This is a genomic window from Sphingomonas aliaeris (assembly GCF_016743815.1).
GTDB classification, from domain to species: Bacteria; Pseudomonadota; Alphaproteobacteria; order Sphingomonadales; family Sphingomonadaceae; genus Sphingomonas; species Sphingomonas aliaeris.
Map to the genome: position 1 here is coordinate 3484794 of NZ_CP061035.1, position 25217 is coordinate 3510010.

The following is a 25217-nucleotide window of genomic DNA, read 5'->3' on the forward strand; positions in this document are numbered from 1 at the left end:
CAGGCTCAGGGCGAACGGGATAGGTGGTGCGAACAGGGCAGAAGGACGGCGTGTCAGCCGAACGCCCGCTTGATCAAATCGTCGGTCGAGGCATCGAACGTCTGCCCTCCCTCGACCGCGGCCTTGGCCATTTCCTTGCCCAGCTCGACACCGAACTGGTCGAACGAATTGATGCCGAGCAGCACGCCGTTCACGAAGGTCCGGTGTTCGTAGAAGGCGATCAGCGCGCCGAGCGACCGGGCGTCGAGATCGTCGAGCAGGATGGTCGAACTCGGCCGGTCACCCGAATAGCTGCGCGCGGCGTCTTCATTATGCTTGCCCGCCATAAGCGCGGCCCCTTGCGCGAAGGCGTTGAGCAGCAGTTGGCGATGATGATCCTCGCTCAGCGTATCGCCGGGTTCGATCGACGCGACGAATTCGACCGGGACGAGATGCGTGCCCTGATGCAGCAGCTGGAAGACCGCATGCTGCGCCTCGGTTCCCACCCCGCCCCAGGTGATCGCGGCGCTCGGACGGCCAAGCGGCTCGCCTTCCGCAGTCACGCTCTTGCCGTTCGATTCCATCTCAAGTTGCTGGAGATAGGGCGGCAACAGCTTCAGCCGCTGATCATAGGCGAAGGTGGCGCGCGTCTCGGCATGGCGGACCTGCGTATAATAGAGGTCGGCAAAGGCGGCGAGCGCGGGGGCGTTCTCGTGCAACGCGGTCAGGCGGAAATGGCGGTCCATCTCGGCCGCGCCTTCCAGCAATTCCTCGAAACAATCCCAGCCGAGCGCCAGCGCCGCGGGGAAGCCGATCGAGGACCAGAGCGAATAGCGCCCGCCGATGCTTTCGCTGAACGGCAGGATGCGCGTTTCGTCCACGCCCCATTCCAGCGCCTTGTCGGGATCGGCGGTCAGCGCCACGACCTTGCCATAAGGGTCCGACACGCCGTGTTCGGTCATCCATTGCAGCACGCTCTGCGCGTTCAGCATCGTCTCGGTCGTGGTGAAGGTCTTGGACGCGATTACCAGCAACGTTGCGGTCGGGTCGAAGCGCGCGAACGCATCCTCCAGCGCGACGCCATCGACATTGGCCACGATCGCCACGTCGTAGCGATCGGCATCGCGCCCCAGCGCATCGACCAGCAGATCCGGGCCAAGTGCGGAGCCACCGATACCGACATGCAATACGTGGCGGATCGGCCCCAAAGCCTCGCCCTCGATCGCGTCGATCATGCCCCGCATGCGGGCGTGCAGCGCGCGTGCCTTGCCGACGCTGTCCGGATTGCCCTCGCCGCGTTCGGCGGTGTGTTCGACCGCGCGGCCTTCGGTGACGTTGACGATCTCTCCGCCGAACAGGGCTTCGCGCTTTGCCGCCAGCCCCTGCGCCTTCGCCAGCGCCTCGAAGGCGGTCACCGCATCCTGGGTCAGATGCGTCTTCGACCAGTCGAAATGCAGCCCCGCGACATCGACGGAGAACTTGCCGAGCCGGGCGGAATCCTCCGCGAACAGGTCGGTCAGCGTCTTTGCGGGCAACGCCTGAATCGCGTTCCAGTCGGCATTTGGCATCGTCACGTCTACTCCGTTCGGTCCGGGCCTTAGATCGCCCTAGTATGGGTCAGTTACAACCGCCAGCTTGACGCAATCCTCGCGTCCCCCCAAACCGCCGCGCATGGCCGAAACTCCCCTGACCGACAGCAAAAAAGCACCCGCATCCAAGGCTGCGGCCAAGCCCAAATCCGAAACGCGGGAAACGCTTACGTTTCTGCTGAAGCTGGCGGTGATCGTGCTGATCTTTCGCAGCTTCATCTTCTCGCCCTTCAGCATCCCCAGCGAATCGATGCTGCCACGGCTGTTGATCGGGGATTACCTGTTCATCTCGAAATGGAATTACGGCTATTCGCGCTGGTCGCTGCCGCTCGGCGTACCGTTGATCCCCGGCCGTATCCTGGCGCGCGATCCGGCGCGCGGCGACGTGGTGGTGTTCCGCGGACCGCCGGGTGACGATGTCGACGTGATCAAGCGCGTCATCGGTTTGCCCGGCGATACGCTGCAGATGCGGGCGGGCCAGTTGATCCTGAACGGCAGCGCGATCCCCAAGGAACGCGTCGCCGACTTCATCCTGCCGATCAGCCCCAACTATCCCGCGGTCGGCGACGTCAACGCCAAGTGCGACACCGCGCACCTCGAAACGGGGGCGGACGGCAAGCAGGTGTGCCGCTACAAGCGTTTCCGCGAGACGTTGCCCGGCGGGCGCAGCTACGACGTGCTGGATGCGGCGGACACCGGGGCGGACGATACCGGCGTCTATACGGTGCCTGCAGGGTCCGTCTTCGTGATGGGCGACAACCGCGACAATAGCGCAGACAGCCGCTTCCCCGCCCCCGCGGATGCGATGCCGGGCGAAGCGGTCGGCATGGGCTATGTTCCGATGGATCATATCCAGGGCAAGGCGGTGGTCGGCTTCTTCTCCACCGATGGCAGCGCGTCGTGGCTGCTGCCCTGGACCTGGTTCAGCGCCGCCCGGTGGAGCCGCATCGGGGAAGGCTTCTGAGTGAGCCGCGCCGTGCCTGAGGCGATCGGCGGCGAGCCGGTCGCGGACTGGATCGAGCGCGCGCTCGGCCACCGCCCCGCCGACCTTGCGCCGTTCGATCGTGCGCTGACGCATGGCAGCCAGGCGGCGGCGAATTACGAGCGGCTTGAATTCCTCGGCGACCGCGTGTTGGGGCTCGTCATGGCCGAATGGCTGTTCGCCTTGTTCCCGAACGAACCCGAAGGCGCGCTGTCCAAACGGCTGAACGCGCTGGTCACCGGCGCGGTCTGCGCGGATGTCGCCCGTGGTCTCGGCGTCGCGCAGCATCTGAAGCTCGGCAAGCAGGCCCGCGACGACGGCGCGAAGGACAGCGACAACGTGCTGGGCGACGTGATGGAGGCGCTGATCGGCGCACTGTATCTCGACGCCGGGCTGGACGCCGCCCGGAATGCGGTCCGTACCGCCTGGGGCGACCGCGTCCGCACCCAGGGCTCGGCCGCGCCGCAACACCCCAAGTCCGCGTTGCAGGAATGGGCGGCGGCGCACAACCGGCGCACCCCGGCTTATGAAGTGATCGACCGATCCGGCCCGCACCACGCGCCGCGCTTCACGGTCAAGGCGAGCATCGGCACGCTCGCCGAGGCGACGGCGGAGGGAAGCTCGAAGTCCGCGGCGGAGACGGCGGCGGCGGCGGCGTTGCTCGCGAAACTGGGCTAGGCGCCACGGCCCCTTCGACAAGATCGGAGGCAGACGGTATATGTACAGCGACAGACAGGCCCACGCCCTCCACGCAGGTGGGGCCGTAACGATGACCCAAGGACTTTGACATGACTCAACATTGCGGCCTGATCGCCATTCTCGGCGCGCCCAATGCCGGCAAGTCCACGCTGGTCAATGCGCTGGTCGGGCAGAAGGTCGCGATCGTCAGTCCCAAGGCGCAGACGACGCGAGTGCGGTTGATGGGCGTCGCGATCGAGGGCGATACGCAGTTGCTGCTGGTCGACACGCCCGGCATCTTCGAACCCAAGCGCCGGCTGGACCGCGCGATGGTTCAGGCCGCGTGGGGCGGCGCGGAGGGCGCGGACATTCTCGCTCTGGTCGTCGATGCCAAGGGCGGGCTGGGCAAGAAGGTCACCGATATTGCGGAAAGCATCGCCGGTCGGCCGGAACCCAAATATCTGATCCTCAACAAGGTGGATCTCGCGGACAAGGCCAAGCTGCTGGTGCATGCCGAGAAGCTGAACGCCGCGGTCGAGTTTACCGAGACGTTCTTCGTCAGCGCGGCGACCGGCGACGGGCTGGCCGACCTGAAGGCGCATCTGGCCAAGGCGATGCCCGAGGGGCCGTGGCACTATCCCGAGGATCAGGTGTCCGACGCGACCGAGCGCAGCCTGGCATCCGAAGTGACTCGCGAACAGCTGTATCTGCAGCTGCACGCCGAACTGCCCTATGCGTCCGCGATCGAGACCGAGCAGTATAAGGAGCGCGAGGACGGATCGGTCGAGATCCACCAGCAGATTCTGGTCGAGCGCCCGACGCAGCGGGCGATCGTGCTGGGCAAGGGCGGCGTGCGGATCAAGGAGATCGGCGCGCGTGCCCGCGCCGAACTGTCGAACATCATGGGCCGCCCGGTGCATCTGTACCTGCACGTCAAGGTCAAGCCGGGCTGGGACGAGGATCGCGATTCGTACCGTGAAATGGGTCTCGACTGGGTCGATTGAAGCGGGGCTTCCGGCGGGGAAAAGCTTCTGATCCTCCCCGGCACGGGGAGGGGGACCATGAGCATTCAGGGAATGGTGGAGGGGGCTCTCCAAAGGCGCACCGCTCGTGGATGGCCCCCTCCGTCAGCCTGCGGCTGCCACCCCCGTGCCGGGGAGGATCTTTAGCCGAGAACCTCGTCCACCCATTCCGGCACCAGCTTGCCCGCCGCGCCCATGCGGCTTTCGTCGAAGAAGATGCTGCCGGCGGATGGGTCCAGATTGAGTTCCAGCGTTCGTGCGCCGTAGTGGCGGGCGGTCTGGACGAAGCCCGCGGCGGGATAGACTGCGCCCGACGTGCCGATCGATACGAACAGGTCGCATGTCGCCAGCGCATCCTCGATCCGGTCCATCTGGTACGGCATCTCGCCGAAAAACACGATGTCGGGCCGCAACGCCGGCGCCCCGCAGGCGGCGCAGACCGAACGCGGCGGCAGGTCGCCCGGCCATGCGGCACGCGCGCCGCAGTCGGCGCACAAGGCCGATCGCAACTCGCCATGCATGTGCAGCATCCGCTTCGCCCCGGCGCGCTCATGCAGGTCGTCGACATTCTGCGTCACGATCAGCAACTCGCCCGGCCATTCGGCATCCAGCCGGGCGAGCGCGTGATGTGCCGCGTTCGGCTGGACCGATGCCAGCGCCGCCCGCCGCATATCGTAGAAGCGGTGCACCAGCTCCGCATCCGCCGCCAACGCCTCCGCCGTGCAAACGTCTTCTACGCGGTGCCCCTCCCACAGCCCGCCGGGGCCGCGAAACGTGGCGATGCCGCTTTCGGCGGAGATGCCGGCGCCGGTGAGAACGATGATGTTCCGAATGTCTTGCATCGGAACGGGATACGCGGTCGGCGGGCTGTTCGGAAGTGTTTGGAGGCGGCAATGCGAACCGTTCGAAGTTCACACAAGGTCACACGGTATCAGGTCTTGCGAGGTCGGGAACGGCCTTAGGGTCACACTGGGGTCACACTGGGGTCACACTATCGGGATCCGAAATTCGGCGAGCGGGCCGGGATGGTCAGCGATGCGAAAGAGCGGTGCTGGCCGTAGCGGATCGAAGGCGTGTAGGACAGGTGACCGGTCGGAAACGGCCGTTCTCCGCACCACCGGCCGCTGGTTACCCTGCCGCCACGTCCGCCCGAACCAGCGGCGCATGCCGATCGACCAGCACCGCGCTGGCTTCGTTCAGCCCGATCAGCTCCACCGTCATGCCGTGCCGCCGCATCTTCGTGACGACATCCTCCAGCGCGCCGACCGCGGTGACGTCCCACAGATGGGCGGCGGTCAGATCGATCCGGGCCGTTCGCGCCGTATCGCGCAGGTCGAAGCGATCGGCGAAGATATCAGCGCTGGCGAAGAATATCTGCCCTGAAACTAGATAGATGCGCGTATCCATCGCTGCGTCGTAGGTCACGTCGACGCGCATCAGCCGCGTGACCTTGAACGCGAAGAACACGCCGCTCAGCACCACGCCCACCGCGACCCCGGCGGACAGATCGTGCGTGAACACCGTCACCGCCACGGTCGCGAGCATCACGACGCCAGACACCTTCGGATGCCGCGCGAGATCGGCGAGCGAGCTCCACGAAAAGGTGCTGATCGAGACCATGATCATGATCGCGACCAGCGCCGCCACCGGCACCTGCGCGATCCACGGGCGCAGCGGCACCATCACCAGCAGCAGGAATACGCCCGCGACAAGGGTGGAAAGCCGCCCGCGCCCGCCATAGCGTACGTTGCCGACCGTCTGGCCGATCATCCCGCACCCGGCGATCCCGCCGAACATGCCGGCCGCCACGTTGGCGAGGCCGAGCCCGGTGCATTCGCGCGCCTTCGAACTCGTGGTCTCGGTCAGATCGTCGACGACGCTGGCCGTCATCAGCGATTCCAGCAACCCGACCGCCGCCATCGCAAAGGCATAAGGCGCGACGATCCGCACCGTCTCCCACGCGAACGGCACGCCCGGAAGGCCGAGCGACGGCAGCGAATCCGGCAAGCGCCCGAGATCCGCCACGACATGGACCGGCATCGGGAAGGCGACGCTGATCGCGGTCAGCACCACGATGCAGATCAGCGGCGACGGGATCGCGGTGGTGATCCGCGGCACCAGATAGATGATCGCCAGCCCGCCCGCGATCATCGCATAGGTATGCCACGTCACGTCCAGCATCTGCGGCACCTGCGCGGAGAAGATCAGGATCGCGAGCGCGTTGACGAAGCCCGTTCGCACCGAACGCGACACGAACCGCAGCAGCACGTCGAGCTTGAGCAACCCGAACACGACCTGGAACAGCCCCGCCAGCACCGTGGCGGCGAGCAGGTATTGCAGCCCGTGCGCATGGACGAGCGCCGCCGCGACCAAGGCGACCGACCCCGCTGCGCCCGAGATCATCGCCGGGCGCCCGCCGGCAAAGGCGATGACGATCCCGATCACGAACGACGCGAACAGCCCGACCTCCGGGTCGATCCCGGCGACGAACGAGAAGGCGATGACCTCGGGGATCAAGGCGAACGTGCCGACCATCCCGGCCAGTATGTCGCGTCGCGCGCCGCCTGCATCGACGAACCATTCGGCGCGGTATCGCGCGATGGGAGAGATATTCATGATCTTCGGTCCGCAAATTGATCGCAGCGGCGCCGCCGTCGAACGAAGAATCATCGATCGGGTGCGGAATGTCTGTGCGAGGGATGCGTTGTCCGGCGGATCGGCGGCCGGAATAGCCACCCGGAATTGCACCGGGTCCATGCGAATGCCCGCGCCCTAGCGCGGAATCCGGGAGCGCGCAAACGCCACATGCGTGCGAACAAAAACGTGCCGTCACGCGCCTAAGGGCTGTTCGCTTCCGTCCCCCTGTGGCAGCAGGACGCGCATGACGAACATCGGCATCATCGGCAGCGCAGGGCGCATGGGTCAGGCTTTGGCAGCGGTCGTGCCCGATCTGGGCGGGACCTTGGTCGGCGGGATCGATGCGGGCGGCGATGCGGTCGTCCTGGCGCACGATGCCGACGTGCTGGTCGATTTCTCCGCCCCGTCCGCGCTGGAGGGTACGCTGGCCGCCGCGCGCGCGACGGGGACGCCGATCCTGATCGGCACGACCGGCCTGTCGCCGACGCACCACGCGCTGATCGACGCCGCCGCCGACGACATCGCCGTGCTGCAGACCGGCAACGTCTCGCTGGGCGTCACCCTGCTCGCGAAACTGGTGCGCGAGGCGGCGGAACGGCTTGGCCCCGACTGGGACATCGAGATCGTAGAGATGCATCATCGCCACAAGGTGGATGCGCCGTCGGGCACCGCTTTGCTGCTGGGCGAGGCGGCGGCGGCCGGGCGCGGCACGACGCTGTCCGAGACCCGCGTCGCCGACCGCGCCGGGCTGACCGGTGCGCGCAGCGAGGGCACGATCGGCTTCGCGTCCCTGCGCGGCGGATCGGTCGCGGGGGATCATCAGGTGATCTTTGCCGGCACGGGCGAACGGATCGAGATCGGCCACCGCGCGGAAGATCGGGCGATCTTCGCGAAAGGCGCGATCACCGCCGCCATCTGGCTCTCCGGCCAGCCCGCCGGACGCTATACGATGGGGCAGGTGCTCGGGCTGTGATGCCACGGGAATGAATAAGCGGCCATGAAGCGCGCGGACGTCTTCGAATTCTATCGGCGGCTGGCGGAACACGATCCGCATCCGGTGACCGAACTGGAATACGGCAATCCGTTCCAGCTCGTCGTGGCAGTCGCCTTGTCCGCGCAATCGACCGATATCGGCGTCAACAAGGCGACCCGCGCTCTGTTCGCGGAGGTCGACACGCCGGAAAAGATGCTCGCGCTCGGCGAGGACGGGCTGAAGGCGCATATCAAGACGATCGGCCTGTTCAACACCAAGGCGAAGAACGTCATTGCGCTGTCGCGGATGCTGGTGGACGAACATGGCGGCGTCGTACCGTCGGATCGCGACGCGCTGGAACGCCTGCCCGGTGTCGGGCGCAAGACCGCCAACGTGGTGATGAACGTCGCCTTCGGCGCGGAGACGTTCGCGGTCGACACGCACATCTTCCGCGTCGGCAATCGCACCGGTCTCGCCCGCGGCAAGACGCCGCTCGCGGTCGAACTGAAGCTCGACACGGCGACGCCGCAACCGTTCCGGCTGCACGCGCATCACTGGCTGATCCTGCACGGGCGCTATGTCTGCAAGGCGAGGCGGCCGGAATGCTGGCGATGCATCGTCCGCGATCTTTGCGCGTTCAAGCCCAAGACGCCCGCGCCGGTCGTGCCGGGCGCGCGGAAGGATGAGGAGGGAGACGATGCTTAGAACCGGACTGGCGATCGCCGCGATCGCGCTCACCGCGCCCGGCATGGCGCGCGACCGCAACAAGGTTCCCGAGGCGGTGCCGGCCGGCAAGGCGGAAAGCTGCATCTCGATCTCCCGCATCCGCGCGTCGCACGTGCGCAGCGACAGCGTGATCGATTTCGAGACGAACGGCGGCAAGACCTATCGCAACACCCTGCCCAACTCCTGCCCCGGTTTGGGCTTCCGCGAATCGTTCGCCTATCAGACGTCGCTCAGCCAGCTCTGTTCGACCGACATCATCACCGTGCTGGAAAGCCCGCCGGTCATGCGCGGCGCCAGTTGCGGGCTCGGCCAGTTCCAGCCCGTGACGCTGGCGAAGAAAGCCCGGCGTTAATTGGCTGGCGCCCCGCCGACGCCTTTGCTAGGCACATCCGCGCGCCGGCACCCGTAGCTCAGCTGGATAGAGCGCTGCCCTCCGAAGGCAGAGGCCACTGGTTCGAATCCAGTCGGGTGCACCATCCCTGCGCGGGCGCCGGGACAAGCCTGGGTTGGGCTTTCGCCACGTCAGTTCTCCATATGGCGGGAAGGTACTGAGGCCCTCTCCCGACATTCATCCCGCCACGGGAATGGCACAGCCCGCTAGTTCCAGGAAGGAGACTGCGCGCCTGGCGATACCGACGTGGGTCAGTACACGGGGGCGAGGAGCTTCGAGGTTTTGCTCTCGGGATCGCCATCAGGCAGCCGGACGGCCTTGATCGGGTGGGCGTCGTCGAGGGGGAACGGGAACACGTCGCTCGCTGGAGTTTAGCGTGGTGTTGTCCTTGGTGATCTCGACATTCGGATCGTGCATCATCGTGAACCAGTCGAGCAGGCCAGGCACTTTTCAGCGCGTGTCGCCGGTGCCGTTGCCGGCGATCTTCATGACCGCCGCGACGAGCTCATGATCCCGGACCCGGCCGTAATCGGGACGCGTCACTGCGCCCAGCCCGGTACGCCCGTCCTCGGTTTCGAGCGTTTTCATCAGCTCGGCACGGGGGTTGAGCAGCCCGTGCTGGAGGTTGATACCGGCAAGCGGCGCGGGCAGCTCTCGCAGATAGCCGAGGGCGCTGCGACCAAGCTCCAAAACTGGCCAACGACCAATGGGTCGGCGCGATCGGCTCGTCATGGCCGGGTGCGATCAGGGCGAGGCGTTCGACATTGTCGCGGCTCCGATAAACCCTGACCTCGCGTCTCGACGGTGCGGGTCGGCGTCGCGAGCGAAGCTTGCGATCGCGATGTTGCCGCTCGGACGGCGTGCGCGGGCGCTTCGCCAGGCTCAGGACTGGCGTGGCGCGCCCGTGACGAACTTGTCCTATGCGGCTTCCTTCCATTCCGACGAAAGGATTGCACCATCAAGCCGTGGGATCGAACACCTCATGCAGCATCGATATCGGTCCGGGGCTCTCTCCTCTGATCAGCTGCCGCAAGCCGCGCGCCAACCGATTTATCGCTCGGACATCGAATAGGTCATGGTGTCGCGCAGCGGTTCGATCATATATTCCAGTGCGGTCCGGCGGCGCAGCTTTACGGTGATTTGAACGGGGACGCCGGGGCGGATGCCCGTGTTGGCCCCGCGGACGGAGCGAAGACGCGCGATCTGGTCGTCGGGAACGACGATGTCCGCGGTAAAGTGATAAAGCCCCGTGCGTTGGTTCTGGACGCTGTCGGCCGAAACCGATCGAACCCTGCCCATCAGGATCGGCAGGGCACGGTCGTGCAGGGAGAGGAATTTGACTTCCGCTTCGACCCCGGACTGGACACCGTCAATGTCTTCGGGCGCGAACGTTGCCCGGATCTCCAGCGAGGCGACATCGGGAACGATGTCGAGGACGGTTTCCCCGGGCGCGACGACACCACCGACGGAATGCGCCCGGAGGTCGACGACACGCCCGGTGACCGGCGCGCGGATCACGACGCGCTCCACCTGCTCTTTGGCGGCGATCCACTTCGGCAGCGCGTCATTAAGCTGGAACTGGGTATCGCGCAGCAGCTTCGCGCTTTCGTTGGTCGATTGTCGGGCAAGCTGGGTTTTTTGTTCTCCCGTGCCGGCGATCTGTTCGCGCAGGGCGGCGGCGCGGGCGGCGTAGTCGGCAGCATTGCCGTCCAGTTCGGCCAGGCTGCGTTCCAGCGCCCGCACCGTGTTCCGCGAGACGTCGCCGCGTTCGGCGAGGCGGCTGGTGCTTTCCAGCTGCGCCTGAAGCGACCGGCGCTGCTGCGCGATCGATATCGCCTGCGCCTCGAAGCCCTGGATCTGGCGACCATATTGGTCCTGCTGTTCGCTGAAGACGCTGCGCCCCGACGTCAGCACGCTCCGCCGAGCGGTGGCCTGCGCCAGTTGGATTTGCTTGGCGGCCTCGATCAACGGCCGGTCCTGATCGCTGGCCTTGGCGAAGGCCGAGGGCCAGCGGATCGGGCCACCCGTCACTTCCGCTTCCAGCCGCGCACGCTGCGCCTGTAGATCGATGACCGCTGCGGCGAGAGCACGTTCGGTCGCCATCACCTCGGATTCGGACAGTCGGACCAGAATCTGCCCGGCTCGGACATGATCCCCTTCTTTCACGAGGAGCTGTTCGATGTTTCCCCCGTACCGGTGCTGGATGACCTGGCGATTGCCCGCCACGATGACGCGTCCTTCGCCGTGCGCGGCCGCGTCGAGCCGCGTCAGCGCGGCCCAGCCGAGGAAGCCGACGAAGAACAGCGCGGCGACGATACCTCCGATCAGGATGGCACGGCGCGGCGAGTCGTCGAGCGCGGCCGGATCGGCGACCCGCGAGCCGGATGCGACGGTGGTGGACATGGTGTGGACGCTCATGCCGCTGGTGCCGCGGTCGGCGCTGCTTCCGCTTTCACGATCTGGCCGGAATCGTTCGGACCGGATTGCGCGCGCATCGCGTCCTCCCGGCTCTTGAAGAACTGCACCTCTCCGTCGCGCAGCAGCAGGATGCGGTCGGCCGCGTGCAACAGCCCGGTGCGATGGGTTGAGACGATGACGGTGATGCCCGCCGCGCGCGCCTGCTTCAGCAATTCGGTCAACATCGCCTCGCCGCTTATGTCGAGATGGGCGTTGGGCTCGTCGAGCAACAGCACGCGCGGCCGGCCGAACACCGCCCGGGCCAGCGCGACCAACTGCCGCTGTCCCGCCGAAAGGCCACCGCCCTCGCGAACCGTCAGCATCGTGTCGTAGCCCTGCGCGAAACGCAGGATCACTTCGTGTGCGCCTGCCCGTCGCGCCGCCTCGATAACCTGCGCATCCAACGCCGCGGTGTCATCACCGGTCGTGGTCTGGAGGCGAGCGATATTGGCGCGCACGGTGGCGGGAAACAGGGTCGGCGTCTGCGGCAGGTACCCCATATGGCGACCGAGCGCCTCGCGATCCCAGTCGGCGAGACTTGCGCCATCGAGGCGGACCTCCCCCTCATCCGGGTCGATCGCGCCGGAAAGGACGCGCAGCAGCGTCGACTTGCCCGCGCCGCTTGGCCCGACCAGCGCGACGACCTCGCCCGGCGCGACCGTGAAGCCGATATTCTTCAGGATCGGACGATGCCCGCCGGGCACCCGTACGGTGACCCCGCTCACCTCGATCTTCCCCTCCGGATCGGGCAGCGCCGTTCGCGATACCGGCGCGGTATTCCGCGTGAGGAAGGCGGACAGGCCCTGATAGGCGACCCGCGCGCTGCTCACGTTCTTCCACGCCCCCAGGATCTGCTCGACCGGCTGAAGCGCGCGACCGATCAACAGCGATGCGGCGAAGATCGCGCCGGCGGAAATGCTCTGCTGGATCGCCAGCCAGGCGCCGAGCGCCAGCGCCAGCGACTGAAACAGCATGCGGAGAAACTTCGTCGCGGCGAGAAAGCCACCCGATGTGGCCGCGACGACGCCCTGTTGCGCAACGATCGACGCGCGTTCCCCCAGATGACGGTGGACCAGCGCACCGCGCATGCCCAGCACGCGCGCGACCTCGGAGGCAGCTACCGAATAATCCTGCGAACGGGAGAGCGCACCTTCGCCTGCCCCCGCCGCGGCGAGATCGTTGCGGGTCGCGCGCTCGCCGGCGATGGCGACGATCGTCAGCACCACCATCGCCGCGATCGCCATCGCGCCGATCCAGGCATGCAGCATGAAGCAGACCAGGATATAGATCGGGGTCCAGGGCGCATCGAACAGCGCCACGATCGCGGGCCCGGTCAATGTGCCGCGGATTGCGTTGAACTGGCGCAGCGCCGTCGTCCGCTCGACCGTCGTCACGCGGCCCGCCCCGAGTACGAGGTCGAGGATCGCCGGGGCCGCCAGCTTCTCCAGGCGCACGCTGGCACGCAGCAGGAGGCGCATGCGAACCAGATCGAGCACCGCGAACACGCCCAGTGCCGCGATCAGGATGAGGATCAGTACGACCAGCGTCGCGCCCCCACGCGTCGGGACTACCCGGTCATAGACCTGGAGCATGAACAGCGATGGTGCCAGGTACAGAAGGTTGACCAGCCCGCTGAACAGCGCCGCCGCCCAGAAATGGCGTCGCGCGGAACGCAGCGCCTCCGTCAGGCAATTGGGTGCAGTAAGATCGGGCATCACGCTGTCCTGGTGCCGAAGACGCTCCGAACCCCTTCGGGTTCGGAGCGTCTCGGGATATTGTCTACGCTGAAGCGCTAACGGATCAGGCGACCGCCACGGAGACAGAGACGACCGGCTTGCGACGGCGCATCGTAAAGCCGATTCCCCCCATGCCGGCGATCATCATCGCCCAGGAAGCGGGCTCCGGAACCGCCGAGGCGGTGATCTCGGAAATGTCGAGCAGCGCGGGAGCACCGTCGATGTCCGCGGTCAGCGTGTATTGGCCGAGCGTGAAGCTGGGCATGGAAGTCATGCCGGTGAACAGCTGCGACCCGAAGAAGCCGAGGAAATCGCCACCCGACAGTTCGAGCGTCAGGCCGCCGTTTCCGGCGAGCGTGCTGAACTGGATCGAGCTGGCGACGTCCGCCATGCCGCCGAAGGTGCCGCCGATGTTTGTGACGAGGAAATAATCGCTGCCGCTGTCGACCGGCGGGGCGAGCAGATCGGAATCGATGGTGAAGCTTGCGTCGAATGCACCCGACAAGTCGAAGCGATAGGTCGCCGCGTCTGCCGATGTGGAAACCAGTGCCAGCGGGGCGGCCAGCAGCATTGCCTTGATGGTCTTCGTCATGTCATTTTCTCCCTGGTTGATTGGTATTGGTTGCGATGGGTTCGACCGTCTCGGTCGACAGCGGCAGGCTGTCGGCCAGTGGACCGTCGGGCGGACCGGAAGGGCCAGCGGGCGAAGGCGTCACGATCTGCGGCGAGGATGCCTGCGGTATGACCGGGGCCGGACGTCCCTTGCCCTCATATGGTGGCAGGCGGTCCAGCAGACGGACGACCGGCACGAACGGGCCGAACTGACCGCGGCGCTGCACGACGAGATTGGTTTCCGGGCGATAGGCGATCGATCCCGTGACGAGCGTATCCGCCTGGAGCCGGCCGATAAAGGCAAGCATCGTCGCCTGCCCCAGATACAGGCCATAGCGGGCGTTGACGGTGAGGATTTGAGCGCTGAGCAGCCGCTGTTCGGAATCGATCACTTCGAAATTCGAACGGAAACCCTCCGCAAAACCACGCTTCACACCGCCGAGGGCGGCTTCGGCGACGGTCGTTGCGGCCGTCCCGACGCGGAGCTGCTCCTGCGCGGTGACGGTCTGGTTCCACGCGTTCAGGATGCCGGCAGCCAGCGTGCGCCGCGCATCTTCGATCTGGAATTCCGCCGATTGCTGGCGCGCGATGGCCGCCCGGACCCGCGACCCCACGACACCACGCGTGAGCAGGGGAAGGCTGAAACTGACCCCGCCACCCATGTTGGTACCCAGATCCCGTGTCTCGAACCCCTGCGGATTGACGTAGCCGAACGATCCTTGCGCCGTGATCGTCGGCCGGCGTTCGGCACGCGCCGCGGCGATCCGGTAGCCGCTCGCCTTTTCGGCCAGCTTGGCCTGCCACAGCACCGGGCTTTCCGCGGCGGCGACCCGCTGCGCCTCCCCGGAAGTGGTGGGCACGTTCGGCAAATCCGGTTCGGGATCGAGCATGCCGGGATTGCGGCCGACCGCAGCGGCGAAGCGTGACCGGCTCTGTTCCAGATTGGCGCGCGCCTGTGCCAGGGCGGCGCTGATGAGGAGCAACTGTGCCTCCGCCTGTGCGACATCGGTGCTGGCGAGATCGCCTTCCTTGGCGCGCGAGCGGTTTTGTTTCACCTGCCTGTCGTAATTGTCCACCGCGCGCGCTTGGATCGCGACGAGCTGCTGGTCGCGCCGCACGGAGACATAGGCGTTGATGACCTCGAACATCGTCGAGTTCTCGACGTCGCGCAGCCGTTCGCGTCCCGAGAGGACGTCCGCCTCCGCCGCGGAAACCTGTGCGGCCACCCGGCCGCCACTGCTCAGCAACTGGTTGACCGTCACTGCCGTGCCGATCGAACGCTGTTCGAAGATGGTGAAGCCGGACGTCGACAGCCCGCGCTGACGGCGTTCGTTGTAATTGATGTTGCCGTCGAGCTGGGCGCCGAGTCGGTACGGGCTCATGGCCTCGATCACCGTCTCGTCGAGCGCACGCAATTCGGCGCGCTGCGCCTGAAGGACGGGGTTGTTCCGATAGGCGTCGACGATGGCATCGGCTAGCGTCTCGCCGCTCGCCGCGCCTGGGGTGGCGATGGCCATGGTGCCGCTCGACAGGGCGACCGTCGCAAGCCGGTGCAGAATCTTCCGCATGATCGGATCAGCGCCGACGGGCGAAAGAGGCGGCCGCCGAAGGACGTGGCGAAGGGCCACCCGCTTTCAGTGGCCCAGCGCGCCGGTGCAGCATTATCGACAAGGGGAAACTCCGGTCGGTATCGGGAAAACGAGGACCGGGGCAGTCCGTGATGGACTGCCCCGGCAAGGTCGTCAGGCGTAGAGCTGAGCGCCCGTCGCCATGGCGTCACCCATCGTGTCGTAGAGGTAGAAGGCGGCTTGGTGCATATCGAAGCTGTTGCCCGTATGCGCCCCCGGCAGTTCGGCGAACGCGAACGCCGCCGTGTCGTTTGCAGCGCGGCCAGTCTGACCGAGTGACGATTCCTGCACGCGACCGTCGGTGAAGTCGGCATCGCCTTCGGTCAGGAAACCGTAAATCCACTGGCCGTTCGACTTGCCCAGCGCGATCAGCGTCGCGCCGCCTTCGCCGACCAGTTCGGCCGTATCGCCGCGTACGCTGTTATCGAGCAGGAGCAGCGCATTCGATCCCACCGTCAGGATGCCGTTCTGATCCGCGCCGCGCAGCTGCTTTGACGTCGCAATCGTGTCGCCGAAGCTCCAGTCGAGAACCTTGTCCTTGCCGCTGACGGCAAGCGTCTCGAACCAGAACACGTCGTTGCCGGTTCCGCCGAACAGCGTGTCGTTGCCGGCTCCGCCGTTCAACCAGTCGTTGCCGCGCATGCCGTACAGCTTGTTGTCGACCCCGTTGCCCAACAGTCGGTCGGCACCATCGCCGGTGACGACGTTCTCGATCACGCTGCCGGCTGCGATCGTGAAGGCAGCGTTGCCGCCGAAGGTGGTGCGACCGCCTGCGGCCAGCGAGACATCGACGGCCTTCGTCACCGCCGCCGCGTTGATCCAGTCCGCCCCGCCGTTCGTATCCGACAGGACACCGCGCGTCGCGCTTTCACCATCGATGGCCTTCATCGTGAAGAACTCGTTGGTGTAGGTGTACACGTCATCCGCGGTCGGCGTGGAGCCGAACATATCCATCTTTATACTGTTAAGCGTCAGTGAATTGTCGATGAGCGGAAAATCGTTCCCCGGGAACCGGACATCGAAGTCCATGTCCAGCGACTGGAACTCCAGCGTCCATGTGCCCTTCGTCTCGACGCCCCGGAAACCGGAGAACCCGAAGACGAACTCTTGCCCTGGCCCAGAATCTTCAAAGAAATCGCCGTCCTGGAACGTGAAGCCGACGGTTCCGTCGGGAGCGATCAGTTTGAATTGCGCGTTTGCGAGACCACCGACCAACGTCGACTCTATTTGGCCGTTGCGCTTTTCGATAGCAGTATGAGTATAGTTAATAGTCAGGTCGATATGCTCTACGTCAGTGCTTTGATTGACCTCGAACGTAAAACGCTGCGGTGTTCCGGTGATGTCGGAATTGGCATCGAACGTGCTGATAGAGCTTAGATCGATATCGGTGTTTGCCGTCAGTCCCACAGGCATGATGCCCGTGGTCGCCATCGTCTCGTTGCCGGACACCAGCGGCGCTGCGCGGAACAGCGACCAGACCTCGGCCATGCGCACCGCACCATAGGCATCTACCGCGCCATAGCCGTAATCGTTGCTGAAGTGCATCGCGCCGCCGTTCCATCCGGCCGTGTCGCCATTGAGCTGGAACGGGTTCTCGTTCATGCCGACCAGTACCGTGAAGCCGTTGCTGACGAGCCTCTGGACCACCGCACCAGTTTCGAATGCGACGGGCATCTTGGCCGACGCTGCGAGGATGTTCTTGACGTCACGCCAGCCAAGCCCCTCATTGGCATCCAGGATCAGCGACACGACGCCGGTCACGACTGGCGTCGCGCCGGAGGTTCCGCCGAACGAGTCCGTGTAATCAGCGGCCGTTTCGGGATCGATATTCATGTTATAGCCATCGACGCCGAGAAGATCCGTGGCCACCAGCCCCGTCCCGCCCAGCTCGCTGAAGTCGTTCGAGGGGCCGGCCACCAGGATGTGTGCGCCCTTGGACGTGTAATAGGACGATACGCCGTCGGCTTCGCGATAGGCGGACACCGCAATGCCGTGGCGATCGGTTTTGGAACCCTGCGACTGATGGTCGCGTCCGTCATTCCCCGCGGCGCCGATAGTGATCGTGCCCAAACCGCCACGACCGGTTTCGGCTGCATATGCAAAGGACTCCGACAACAGGTTCTGGAACGTGCCGGGGGTTGCACGAGAATTCGCCGTGCTGACCGATGTGCGACTGTCGCCCCAGCTATGATTGACGACGTCGAACTGGTTCGCTTGGCTCAGCGCGTTGAAGAAGGCGGCGCTATTTCCTCCATTGACGTCGATCGGAAGAGCGGCGTTGAAGATATTGATGCCCGTGACCTGCGCATCGAACGCGACGCCGACGCCGGCGCGACCGTTGCGCGCCGCGGCGATCAAGCCGGCGACGGATGTACCGTGTCCCTGCATGTCCGCGCCGGGCTCACCACTCATCGTTATGCCATCGACCACGACGTGCTTGGAGGCGTCGTAGTTCCTTGCCAGATCCCAATGCGTGCTCTGGACGCCGGAGTCATACACGCCGACGCTTACACCGCGGCCGGTATAGTCTTCCCACACCTTGCCGATATCGCCCAACCGGGTCAGATGCCACTGTCGACTGAATTCAGGCACGCCGATCGCACCAGGGTAGAATAGATCGAATGCAGTCGTAACTACCTTTCCGGTGTAATAGCCATAGGACCTGCCGATCGGTCCGTCCACGACGGGAGTTTTTTCGGCGGTCGTGCTGAAGAAGCTGCTTGCCGTCCAAGCGGCGCTATTCTTCAATTGAGCAGTTTGCGTCATGGTACTTAGAAGCCTCCCTCATAGTGATATCGTCATACTGATGAACGTCGGCAGAGAACATTGCCGTAGCAAATAAATAAAAGGCGCGAATATACATTCGACCGATCAAGATCGGGCGATGGTAAAACGATGCTAATGCTGAGCAGCCAGTGGCTTGCTTCGAGGTCAGTTAGATCGAATCACGAGTAGCCTGTCAATCTACCCACATGAGCAATCGGAGATCGGCGATTGACAATCACTGTCACTAATAATTGGCGTTCGTTTTTAAACGAATTAGAGACTTTAGATATATCAAGAACATGTATGCCGTTGCTGATAGGACAGAGACTTCCATCGACAGGCAACCCAAAAAGTCTTCTGCTAACTGAAAGAGTTAGTGCTCATTGGGGTTGCCTCAAGGATGTAAGTATCAACAATGATGTGTTCGGTATAATAAAATAATCTCTCGGAGGTGGCTAGCGCACTCATATTCCAACTTTTTTTTTACACTTTAGCGTCAGGATTCATTGGTCATAGCCAGAGCATGATGGTGGCCGCGAGGACGATGGCGGAGAAGAAGACCGTGGGCCATCGGTCGTAGCCAATGGCGACGCGACTCCAGTCCGTCACACGCCCGAACACCATCTCGATGCGACTGCGGCGCTGGTCGCGGCGCTTGTCGTATTTGGCCGGCTGGTTGCGTGATCCGCGACCCGGGATACCGTGCGGCGTGCCGGAAACGAGTGATCGGGTGAACTGTAATCAGTGGAACCAGGATTACGCTCGTTGGTCTCCTTGAAAGGGAGATGAAAGCGATGGCAGATGATCGACAGACTGATGGTCTATCGCCGGGATGGGCCGCGGGGCTCGCGCTCGGTGCTGTATCGCTGGCACTGCTAGCTGGCAGCCGGGCCGGCCCCACCCCTGACAATCCAAACACGCGGCGCTGGTATCGTCGTCTGCGCAAGCCGAACTTCACACCCCCGTCGGCGATCTACCCGATTGCCTGGACGGCCATTCAGACTGGCCTGGCCTATGGCGGCTACCGATTGTTGCGCGCCGAGCCATCGCCGCAACGCACGACCGCGTTGGCGTTGTGGGGTACGAACCAGATCGGCATCGGCGGATGGACTGAGGTGTTTTTCGGCCGACGGGCGCCAGGCTGGGGCACCGTGGCATCAGCGGCGCTTGGCGCCTCGGCATTGGAGTACGTTGTTGCCGCGGAAAAGGTGGACAGGACCGCATCTCGCGTCGGCGTACCGCTGGTTGCGTGGGTCGGTTTTGCGACCTTGCTGTCCGAGGAAATCTGGCGGCGGAATGACACTCCGAATAAGCCGACGCGATCGTAGAAATTCTTTGCGGCGATGGCAACGGACAGCTCAGGACGCTGGTTGAACCATAGCCTGACCTCTCGTCTGTAGGACCCGCAGCAGATCAGTCCGCCAAATCTACGTTCAAATCTCGGCAGTTCTCGGTCGGAATCGGAAATCCATGCCGCGTACCTTCAACCAAACCCGGTTGCAGGCGTTCAGAGTGAGCCGGTCGCCCCCGGGTCTCGGACCATCGTTCATGCCCGCCGCAACCGCTATAGGTGTCGCGCGTGCGTTCATCGGCAGGTAGGAACTAAGCTCTTCGAGTCGGCAGCAGCTTTAGCGCAGAGGAGGATCGGCGTCGTCTCGATCAGCTTCAGCGACCGCACCATCCGTTCGGTGGATGTTTTGTATTTCACGAAGTGCGACGACCTGATGTGGGCCTCGTAGGCGGCTCGATCGGCGTACACCTCGAGCAAGCGGATCTGGTTTGGCTGAGCAGCGATCGCTACCGAGTGTAGCATCAGGACGCCGGGCTCCAGCCGCACCGACGCCTCCTGCTCTTCGGCTAGAATAGCCTTGTAGGCGGCGAGCTGGTCGGGATCGACCTCGATCTCCGCGATCCGGACCATCGGCGAAGCGTTGGCAGCAATCGCTTCGGTCGCCGAGAGCGACAGGATCATAGAAGATATGGCCATCAGGATCTTCCTCATCGCATGTGCTCCCTTGCACTCTGGTACGCTACAGCCAGCATGCCGTGAGCTCTCAGCCAGATCACCGGGATGACGGCACTCCCTCGACCAACGCTGAATATTTGGCCGAAGCGGTCACGGCCGCCCCTACTCTGTGCTGGCGAGATATTGTTCGTCGGTCACCTTCTCCATCCAGGTCACGGCATTCCCGTCGACGGACTCCTGAACGGCAACATGGGTCATCCCCTGATGAGGTGTCGCGCCGTGCCAATGCTTGCGCCCGGCGGGGCACCACAGGATGTCGCCTGCCTTGAACTCGAGCTTGGGCCCGCCTTCGACCTGCGTCCAGCCAACGCCCTCGGTTACGATGAGGGTCTGACCTGCTGGATGGCTGTGCCAGGCAGAGCGGGCACCCGGTTCGAAGTGGACGATCGCGCCGCCGACGCGCGACGGATCGGGGCGCTGGAACTGCCCGGTGATGGTGACCTTGCCCGTGAAATATTCGGCCGGACCATCGACCGTTTTCATGTCATCTTTGCGGCTGATTTCCATCATGTGATTCCTTCGCGGTATAGGCGGCGAGACGTCGGGTGCCAGAACGGACGAGACTGCCAGAAGAAGGCCGAGCATCAACGTGCAACGCCAGTTGTGGCCGCGTTCGCCGGTCGAGCGTCGAGCGCAGCCAGCACTGCCCCTGCGAGCAGCAGCACGGCGCTGGCCAGGAAGGTCGCGCGGTACCCGCCGACATCGAACAGAAGCCCGCCACCGGCCGCGCCAAGCGTGATGGCGAGCTGGACGACTGCCACCAGCAACCCGCCGCCCGCTTCGGCATCGTCGGGGAAGCGCCGCGCGACCCACGTCCACCATGCGACAGGCGCGCCCGTGCCAACCACGCCCCAGAGCGTCAACAGGATGGCCGTGGGCACCGCCAGCGTCCCGAACGCCACCAGCATGCACGCGATCGCGGCCAGTGCGACTGGCGCGAGGATCAACGCGGTGGACAGGCTGCGGGCGACCAAACGGCCAAAGAGCCAGGTGCCGCACAGTCCTCCGGCTCCCATCAGCAGCAGGACGACAGACAGGGACGAAACGCCAAGCTGCGTTACCCCTTCGAGGAACGGCCGCACATAGGTGAACAAGGCGAATTGTCCGGCGAAGAGCAACGCCACGGCGGCGGCGCCGATCCGAGCGCGCGGGCGGCGCAAAATACCGAGCGCGCTCGTACCGACCGTTCTCCGGTCGGACGGCATGGCAGGGAGCGTCAGCCACTGCCACGCGAAGGTAACGGCCGCGAGCGGGACGACTACGAAAAACGCGCCGCGCCAGCCGATATACTGGCCAAGGAAGCTGCCGAGCGGCGCGGCCACCGTCGTCGCCAGCGCATTGCCGCCGTTGAGCAGGCCGAGCGCCTTGGGTACCTGATCCTCGGGTACCAGCCGCAACACGGTTGCCGCCGACATCGACCAGAAGCCGCCAACGACGACACCCAGCAATGCGCGACCGGTCATGAACACGAGGTAGTTGGGCGCAAAGGCGACCGTCAGGCCAGATAGCAGCATAAGCAGAGTAAGGCCGAGCAACAGCGTGCGGCGATCGATCCCGCGGGTCAGAGTCGCGATCGACAGGCTGGTCAGCACCGCGAACAGGCCGGAAACGGCGATGGCCTGCCCAGCCGCACCCTCGGTGAGATGAAGGTCGGATGCGATCGGAGTGAGGATGCTGACCGGCATGAACTCCGACGCGATCAGCGTCGACACGCACAGCGTGAGCGCCCACACGGCAGACCACCCTGTCCGCGCTTGCTCGTGCGGATTTGCTTGGCCATCCAGGACAGCTGATTGCGCCACACAAGGTCTCCACGAACCGTCACAGGCAGAAGGCGCGTGACGGATCTATCGGATATATGCCGGGCAGCGGCGAAGATGAGCCCAAGGTCATGCAATGAAGCGATGAGCTGAGCTCACCGGTTGTGGCCCTTCAGAGCCCTAGGGGTTTCAACTCACGGATGAGATCGATCAGGAGCCGCAGTCCGGTAGGGAGTTGGCGTCGGCCTGGATAGTAGATGTGAAATCCGGCCCCGAGTGGCGCCCAGTCCTTTAGCACGATGCGCAGTTTGCCCTCGGCGACGAACCCGGCAACACTGGGAGCCGGAAGGTAAGCAAGCCCCGTCCCGGCCGCAGCCAAGGCCAAGGCGAACTGCGTCTCATCGAGCGAGATCGCCCCTGGTACCTCGATCGCGATCTCCTCCCCATCCTTCTCGAACTCCCATCGATAGAGGCTCTCGTCTCCCAGCCTGATCCGCAGGCACTGGTGTTCGGCAAGCTCGGACGGATGCGTCGGCGTGCCGTGGCGATCGAGGTACGCCGGCGCCCCGACCACGACCCAGCGGACGTCGCTCGACAACCGCTGCGCAATCATGTCTTCTGGAACGGTCCCGCCCCAGCGGATGCCTGCGTCGGCCCCTCGCGCGACCACATCGACGAGAAGGTTGGAGATCGTGACATCGACCGCGATGCCGGGGTAGCGCTGTACGAACACCGGCAGCACCGGCCCGAGCAGAAGCGAGCTTGCCTGTTCCATGACATTCAGGCTGATCCGACCGGCCGGCACGTCGCGATAGCGGTTCAACCCCTCGACCGCAGACCCGATCGCGTCGAAGGGCGCGGTAAGCGCCCCGTAAAGTTCTTCCCCCGCGGCCGTCAGCGTAACGCTGCGGCTGGTCCGGTTGAGGAGGCGCACGCCAATTCGTGTCTCCAGGCCTTTAAGCGAATGGCTGAGCGCCGACGCGCTGACACCCAGATCCAGCCCTGCACGTCGGAAGCTCCGGTGCTTTGCAAGAGCCAGAAAATAGGCATAATCCGCGAGATCGGTTCGGCTGATGCGCATTTGATAGTCATTGCCGCCAGATCTGGCCGGACACAATATGGCTGAGCGGCCCTCAACGCCAAGCCGGGGTTATATGGAGCGCTGAATCCACTCAACCAACGAACCGTCGTCGGCTCGTGGAGGCCTTCTTGGAACAGCGAGACCCGGATGCAGCCGCTAGCGACGCCCGAGAAACTTCCCACGTTCGGAAAGTTGTTCACCTCCAAAGGTTCAAGCGGCCCGCGCGAAATCACTGGTGCCCACCGAAAGGCCCGATTTGCCTCGGAAAACGCAGTGGAAAGCTGATCCAGATTGGGAACCGCCGCGGTTGTTCCGCTGTTGACCCATACCGGACCATGCGCTCGGCGCGCTCGGTACCCGTCCTGGCGCTTTTCGTCAGGAGAGATGCCTTGAAGTCGATCGTCACCCTGGTTGCTGTTGCCGCCTTGCTTCCACTGTCCGCGTGCAACAAAAGCCCATCCGACAAACTCGCTGATCGTGTCGAAAACGCAGCCGACACCCGTGCCGATGCGATGGAGGCCAACGCCGACGTCCTGCGCAATCAGGCAGCCCAGCTCGACAATCGTGCCGAAAAGGCCCGCGACACCGGCGAATCCCGTTCGGATGCGATCGAAGCGGCCGATATGAACGTCGCGGCAATGAGCCAGGAACAGCGGGACGCAATCGTCGCCAATCAGGCGGCAGCCGTCCGCTGATCCCAGCGCCTGGCTGGTAACGCGGCCGGGCCCTATCCGAAAGCCTTGCCCATGAACGCCGGCTTTCGCCGCCTCGCCGATTATCTCGGCTCCAGCTATTGGTTCGTCCCTACCGTGATGGCCGTCGCCGCGGTGCTGTTGGCGGGCGGCATGGTCGCGCTCGACACGATGGTCGGTTCGTCCTGGATGGACGACTATGTCTGGCTATACGCGTCGCGACCGGACGGGGCGCGGCAGGTTCTGTCGTCGGTCGGCGGGTCGATGATCACCGTCGCCGGCACGGTCTTTTCGGTCACGATCGCCGCGGTCGTCTACGCCTCGGGCCAGTACGGGCCTCGGCTGCTGACGAACTTCATGCGCGATCGCGGCAATCAGGTGACGCTCGGCACCTTCATCGCCACCTTTCTCTACTGCCTGCTGGTGCTGCGCACGATCCACTCGGCTGAGGAGTCCGGTGGCTACGGCTTCGTGCCCAACCTCGCCCTGCTGGTCGGCGTACTGTTGGCGCTCTGCTCGATCGCGGTGTTGATCTACTTCATCCACCACGTACCCAGCAAAATCCACATCAACAGTGTGATCGAGGATGTCGGCGACCGATTGCTGCGCGGCATCGACGATCGCTTCCCCCGCTTCGTCGGCAGCGCGCCGGACGATCGTGCAGCGACCAAAGCCGAGATGCCGGCCACCTTCCGCGACGATGCCAGCGAGAGCGTCGGGGAGCAGCGTCGGATCGTAGCGGCCAAGGATACGGGGTATATCCAGTTCCTCGACGACGAGGCGGTCCTGCGCATCGCGTCCAAGCACGATCTTGTCCTGCGCCTGCAATACCAACCCGGTGACTTCGTCCATGTCGGCCGGGCGCTGGTCGAAGCCTGGCCGCCGGAAAGGTGCGACGATGCCTGTGCAGACGATCTACGCAATACCTTCTCGGTTGGCTCCCAGAGATCGGCTTTGCAAGACCTGCGCTTCCTCGTCGATGAACTGGTCGAGATCGCGGCACGGGCCTTGTCCCCCGGCGTCAACGATCCCTTCACGGCGGTGACCTGCCTAGACTGGCTGAGCGCTGCCATGTCCGACCTGGCCGAACGGTCGCTGCCGTCGCACTTGCGGGTCGACGATCAGGGAATGCTCCGGGTGATCGCGCATCCCACCACCTTCGCATCGCTGATGGACCGTTCGTTCGGCGCACTGGCGCAATATTGCGCGGCCGACATGGTGGCGAGCCTGCGCTACCTGAACGCACTGGGCGAGGTGTCGCTCGACTGCGACGCACCTGACCGGCTGACGACGATCCGCCTCCATGCTGACAGGCTTGAGGAACTGGCGGCCGAGGCGCTGAAGGGCTTCAACCTGACCCGAGTCCGGACCCGCACGGCCGAGTTGCGCAGCGCGCTCGACCAACCCGACTATAAGCGTCGCCTGCGCGACGGCACGGCGTGGCTGGCCGGGACGGCCTGAAAAAAGGCTGTCCGGCGAGCG

At 64.8% G+C, this 25217-nt stretch carries 23 protein-coding genes, 1 tRNA gene, 1 pseudogene and 1 other annotated feature; of the genes and pseudogenes, 10 read left to right on the plus strand and 15 right to left on the minus strand.

Features of this window, described 5'->3' with window-relative positions:
• Positions 1-53: 53 nt before the first annotated feature.
• The gene (pgi, locus tag H5J25_RS16495; protein WP_202096439.1) at positions 54-1547 is read right to left on the minus strand and encodes a glucose-6-phosphate isomerase; all 1494 of its coding nucleotides are present in this window, start codon (positions 1545-1547) and stop codon (positions 54-56) included.
• A 103-nt stretch (positions 1548-1650) separates the two neighbouring features.
• Between pgi and lepB the strand changes: the two genes are divergently transcribed.
• The 3 genes from lepB (at position 1651) to era (ending at position 4232) form a co-directional block, all read left to right on the plus strand.
• Positions 1651-2532, plus strand: coding sequence for a signal peptidase I (lepB, locus tag H5J25_RS16500; protein WP_202092962.1), 882 nt, complete (start codon positions 1651-1653; stop codon positions 2530-2532).
• 51 nt (positions 2533-2583) lie between these two features.
• Positions 2584-3228, plus strand: coding sequence for a ribonuclease III (gene rnc, locus H5J25_RS16505; RefSeq protein WP_225883542.1), 645 nt, complete (start codon positions 2584-2586; stop codon positions 3226-3228).
• Positions 3229-3338: 110 nt separating this feature from the next.
• Positions 3339-4232, plus strand: coding sequence for a GTPase Era (gene era, locus H5J25_RS16510; protein ID WP_202092965.1), 894 nt, complete (start codon positions 3339-3341; stop codon positions 4230-4232).
• A gap of 161 nt (positions 4233-4393) precedes the next feature.
• On the opposite strand, the gene H5J25_RS16515 is transcribed toward era, so the two are convergent.
• Together H5J25_RS16515 and H5J25_RS16520 are read right to left on the minus strand one after the other, a co-directional pair.
• Entirely contained in the window at positions 4394-5092 is a 699-nt protein-coding gene (locus H5J25_RS16515; protein ID WP_202092967.1) for an NAD-dependent deacylase, read from the minus strand.
• A gap of 286 nt (positions 5093-5378) precedes the next feature.
• Positions 5379-6866, minus strand: coding sequence for a SulP family inorganic anion transporter (locus H5J25_RS16520; RefSeq protein ID WP_202092968.1), 1488 nt, complete (start codon positions 6864-6866; stop codon positions 5379-5381).
• Between the two features lie 86 nt (positions 6867-6952).
• Positions 6953-7008 (minus strand) — a sequence feature (sul1 is cis-regulatory element that is thought to sense ions involved in sulfur or methionine metabolism; They are found in Alphaproteobacteria).
• Between the two features lie 123 nt (positions 7009-7131).
• On the opposite strand from H5J25_RS16520, the gene dapB reads away from it, so the two are divergent.
• From dapB to H5J25_RS16540, 4 genes are all read left to right on the plus strand, one after another.
• Positions 7132-7860 (plus strand): 4-hydroxy-tetrahydrodipicolinate reductase, encoded by a 729-nt coding sequence (dapB, locus tag H5J25_RS16525; protein ID WP_202092969.1) that lies wholly within the window; start codon positions 7132-7134, stop codon positions 7858-7860.
• Positions 7861-7884: 24 nt separating this feature from the next.
• Entirely contained in the window at positions 7885-8565 is a 681-nt protein-coding gene (gene nth, locus H5J25_RS16530; protein WP_202092970.1) for an endonuclease III, read from the plus strand.
• Positions 8558-8938, plus strand: coding sequence for a hypothetical protein (locus H5J25_RS16535; RefSeq protein ID WP_202092971.1), 381 nt, complete (start codon positions 8558-8560; stop codon positions 8936-8938). The genes nth and H5J25_RS16535 overlap by 8 nt, the downstream gene beginning before the upstream one ends.
• A gap of 47 nt (positions 8939-8985) precedes the next feature.
• A tRNA-Arg gene (locus H5J25_RS16540) sits at positions 8986-9062 on the plus strand.
• Positions 9063-9277: 215 nt separating this feature from the next.
• On the opposite strand, the gene H5J25_RS20880 is transcribed toward H5J25_RS16540, so the two are convergent.
• The 8 genes and pseudogenes from H5J25_RS20880 to H5J25_RS20900 all read right to left on the minus strand — a co-directional run.
• The gene (locus tag H5J25_RS20880; RefSeq protein ID WP_225883195.1) at positions 9278-9424 is read right to left on the minus strand and encodes a hypothetical protein; all 147 of its coding nucleotides are present in this window, start codon (positions 9422-9424) and stop codon (positions 9278-9280) included.
• 3 nt (positions 9425-9427) lie between these two features.
• A complete protein-coding gene (locus H5J25_RS20885) occupies positions 9428-9709 on the minus strand; it encodes a hypothetical protein (protein ID WP_225883196.1) in 282 nt (93 codons plus the stop codon).
• Positions 9710-10027: 318 nt separating this feature from the next.
• Positions 10028-11395 (minus strand): HlyD family type I secretion periplasmic adaptor subunit, encoded by a 1368-nt coding sequence (locus H5J25_RS16550; RefSeq protein WP_202092972.1) that lies wholly within the window; start codon positions 11393-11395, stop codon positions 10028-10030.
• Entirely contained in the window at positions 11392-13149 is a 1758-nt protein-coding gene (locus H5J25_RS16555) for a type I secretion system permease/ATPase (RefSeq protein WP_202092974.1), read from the minus strand. Before H5J25_RS16555 ends, H5J25_RS16550 begins: the two co-directional genes overlap by 4 nt.
• Before the next feature lie 85 nt (positions 13150-13234).
• Complete coding sequence (locus H5J25_RS16560) at positions 13235-13762, minus strand: PEPxxWA-CTERM sorting domain-containing protein (protein WP_202092976.1); 528 nt, start codon at positions 13760-13762, stop codon at positions 13235-13237.
• 1 nt (position 13763) lies between these two features.
• Positions 13764-15350 carry a TolC family outer membrane protein gene (locus H5J25_RS16565; RefSeq protein WP_202092978.1) on the minus strand — a complete coding sequence of 529 codons (1587 nt, stop codon included), beginning with the start codon at positions 15348-15350 and terminating at the stop codon, positions 13764-13766.
• Positions 15351-15524: 174 nt separating this feature from the next.
• Entirely contained in the window at positions 15525-18176 is a 2652-nt protein-coding gene (locus H5J25_RS21220) for a S8 family serine peptidase (RefSeq protein ID WP_202092980.1), read from the minus strand.
• Positions 18177-18686: 510 nt separating this feature from the next.
• Positions 18687-18875: pseudogene (locus tag H5J25_RS20900) on the minus strand (IS5 family transposase); the annotation flags it as partial.
• Between the two features lie 95 nt (positions 18876-18970).
• On the opposite strand from H5J25_RS20900, the gene H5J25_RS16575 reads away from it, so the two are divergent.
• Entirely contained in the window at positions 18971-19504 is a 534-nt protein-coding gene (locus H5J25_RS16575; protein WP_202092981.1) for a TspO/MBR family protein, read from the plus strand.
• Positions 19505-19761: 257 nt separating this feature from the next.
• On the opposite strand, the gene H5J25_RS16580 is transcribed toward H5J25_RS16575, so the two are convergent.
• From H5J25_RS16580 to H5J25_RS16595, 4 genes are all read right to left on the minus strand, one after another.
• Positions 19762-20178, minus strand: coding sequence for a putative quinol monooxygenase (locus H5J25_RS16580; protein ID WP_225883197.1), 417 nt, complete (start codon positions 20176-20178; stop codon positions 19762-19764).
• Positions 20179-20304: 126 nt separating this feature from the next.
• Complete coding sequence (locus H5J25_RS16585; protein ID WP_202092982.1) at positions 20305-20709, minus strand: (R)-mandelonitrile lyase; 405 nt, start codon at positions 20707-20709, stop codon at positions 20305-20307.
• 77 nt (positions 20710-20786) lie between these two features.
• Complete coding sequence (locus tag H5J25_RS16590) at positions 20787-21935, minus strand: MFS transporter (protein ID WP_225883198.1); 1149 nt, start codon at positions 21933-21935, stop codon at positions 20787-20789.
• A 199-nt stretch (positions 21936-22134) separates the two neighbouring features.
• Complete coding sequence (locus H5J25_RS16595; RefSeq protein ID WP_202092983.1) at positions 22135-23043, minus strand: LysR substrate-binding domain-containing protein; 909 nt, start codon at positions 23041-23043, stop codon at positions 22135-22137.
• Positions 23044-23432: 389 nt separating this feature from the next.
• Here H5J25_RS16595 and H5J25_RS16600 point away from each other — a divergent pair, with 389 nt between their 5' ends.
• Together H5J25_RS16600 and H5J25_RS16605 are read left to right on the plus strand one after the other, a co-directional pair.
• A complete protein-coding gene (locus H5J25_RS16600) occupies positions 23433-23738 on the plus strand; it encodes a hypothetical protein (RefSeq protein WP_225883199.1) in 306 nt (101 codons plus the stop codon).
• 51 nt (positions 23739-23789) lie between these two features.
• Positions 23790-25196 carry a DUF2254 domain-containing protein gene (locus H5J25_RS16605; protein ID WP_202092984.1) on the plus strand — a complete coding sequence of 469 codons (1407 nt, stop codon included), beginning with the start codon at positions 23790-23792 and terminating at the stop codon, positions 25194-25196.
• Positions 25197-25217 lie beyond the last annotated feature (21 nt).

What these genes read in the sequence shown, in the direction of transcription:
- H5J25_RS16605 (WP_202092984.1), top strand. Translation starts at nt 23,790, where the DNA reads ATGAACGCCGGCTTTCGCCGCCTCGCCGATTATCTCGGCTCCAGCTAT.
- H5J25_RS16550 (WP_202092972.1), bottom strand. Translation starts at nt 11,395, where the DNA reads ATGAGCGTCCACACCATGTCCACCACCGTCGCATCCGGCTCGCGGGTC.
- H5J25_RS16555 (WP_202092974.1), bottom strand. Translation starts at nt 13,149, where the DNA reads ATGCCCGATCTTACTGCACCCAATTGCCTGACGGAGGCGCTGCGTTCC.
- H5J25_RS16565 (WP_202092978.1), bottom strand. Translation starts at nt 15,350, where the DNA reads ATGCGGAAGATTCTGCACCGGCTTGCGACGGTCGCCCTGTCGAGCGGC.
- H5J25_RS16535 (WP_202092971.1), top strand. Translation starts at nt 8,558, where the DNA reads ATGCTTAGAACCGGACTGGCGATCGCCGCGATCGCGCTCACCGCGCCC.
- H5J25_RS16585 (WP_202092982.1), bottom strand. Translation starts at nt 20,709, where the DNA reads ATGGAAATCAGCCGCAAAGATGACATGAAAACGGTCGATGGTCCGGCC.
- H5J25_RS20885 (WP_225883196.1), bottom strand. Translation starts at nt 9,709, where the DNA reads ATGACGAGCCGATCGCGCCGACCCATTGGTCGTTGGCCAGTTTTGGAG.
- pgi (WP_202096439.1), bottom strand. Translation starts at nt 1,547, where the DNA reads ATGCCAAATGCCGACTGGAACGCGATTCAGGCGTTGCCCGCAAAGACG.
- era (WP_202092965.1), top strand. Translation starts at nt 3,339, where the DNA reads ATGACTCAACATTGCGGCCTGATCGCCATTCTCGGCGCGCCCAATGCC.
- lepB (WP_202092962.1), top strand. Translation starts at nt 1,651, where the DNA reads ATGGCCGAAACTCCCCTGACCGACAGCAAAAAAGCACCCGCATCCAAG.
- H5J25_RS16520 (WP_202092968.1), bottom strand. Translation starts at nt 6,866, where the DNA reads ATGAATATCTCTCCCATCGCGCGATACCGCGCCGAATGGTTCGTCGAT.
- H5J25_RS21220 (WP_202092980.1), bottom strand. Translation starts at nt 18,176, where the DNA reads ATGACGCAAACTGCTCAATTGAAGAATAGCGCCGCTTGGACGGCAAGC.
- H5J25_RS16575 (WP_202092981.1), top strand. Translation starts at nt 18,971, where the DNA reads ATGGCAGATGATCGACAGACTGATGGTCTATCGCCGGGATGGGCCGCG.
- H5J25_RS16560 (WP_202092976.1), bottom strand. Translation starts at nt 13,762, where the DNA reads ATGACGAAGACCATCAAGGCAATGCTGCTGGCCGCCCCGCTGGCACTG.
- nth (WP_202092970.1), top strand. Translation starts at nt 7,885, where the DNA reads ATGAAGCGCGCGGACGTCTTCGAATTCTATCGGCGGCTGGCGGAACAC.
- H5J25_RS16580 (WP_225883197.1), bottom strand. Translation starts at nt 20,178, where the DNA reads ATGAGGAAGATCCTGATGGCCATATCTTCTATGATCCTGTCGCTCTCG.
- dapB (WP_202092969.1), top strand. Translation starts at nt 7,132, where the DNA reads ATGACGAACATCGGCATCATCGGCAGCGCAGGGCGCATGGGTCAGGCT.
- H5J25_RS16515 (WP_202092967.1), bottom strand. Translation starts at nt 5,092, where the DNA reads ATGCAAGACATTCGGAACATCATCGTTCTCACCGGCGCCGGCATCTCC.
- H5J25_RS16595 (WP_202092983.1), bottom strand. Translation starts at nt 23,043, where the DNA reads ATGCGCATCAGCCGAACCGATCTCGCGGATTATGCCTATTTTCTGGCT.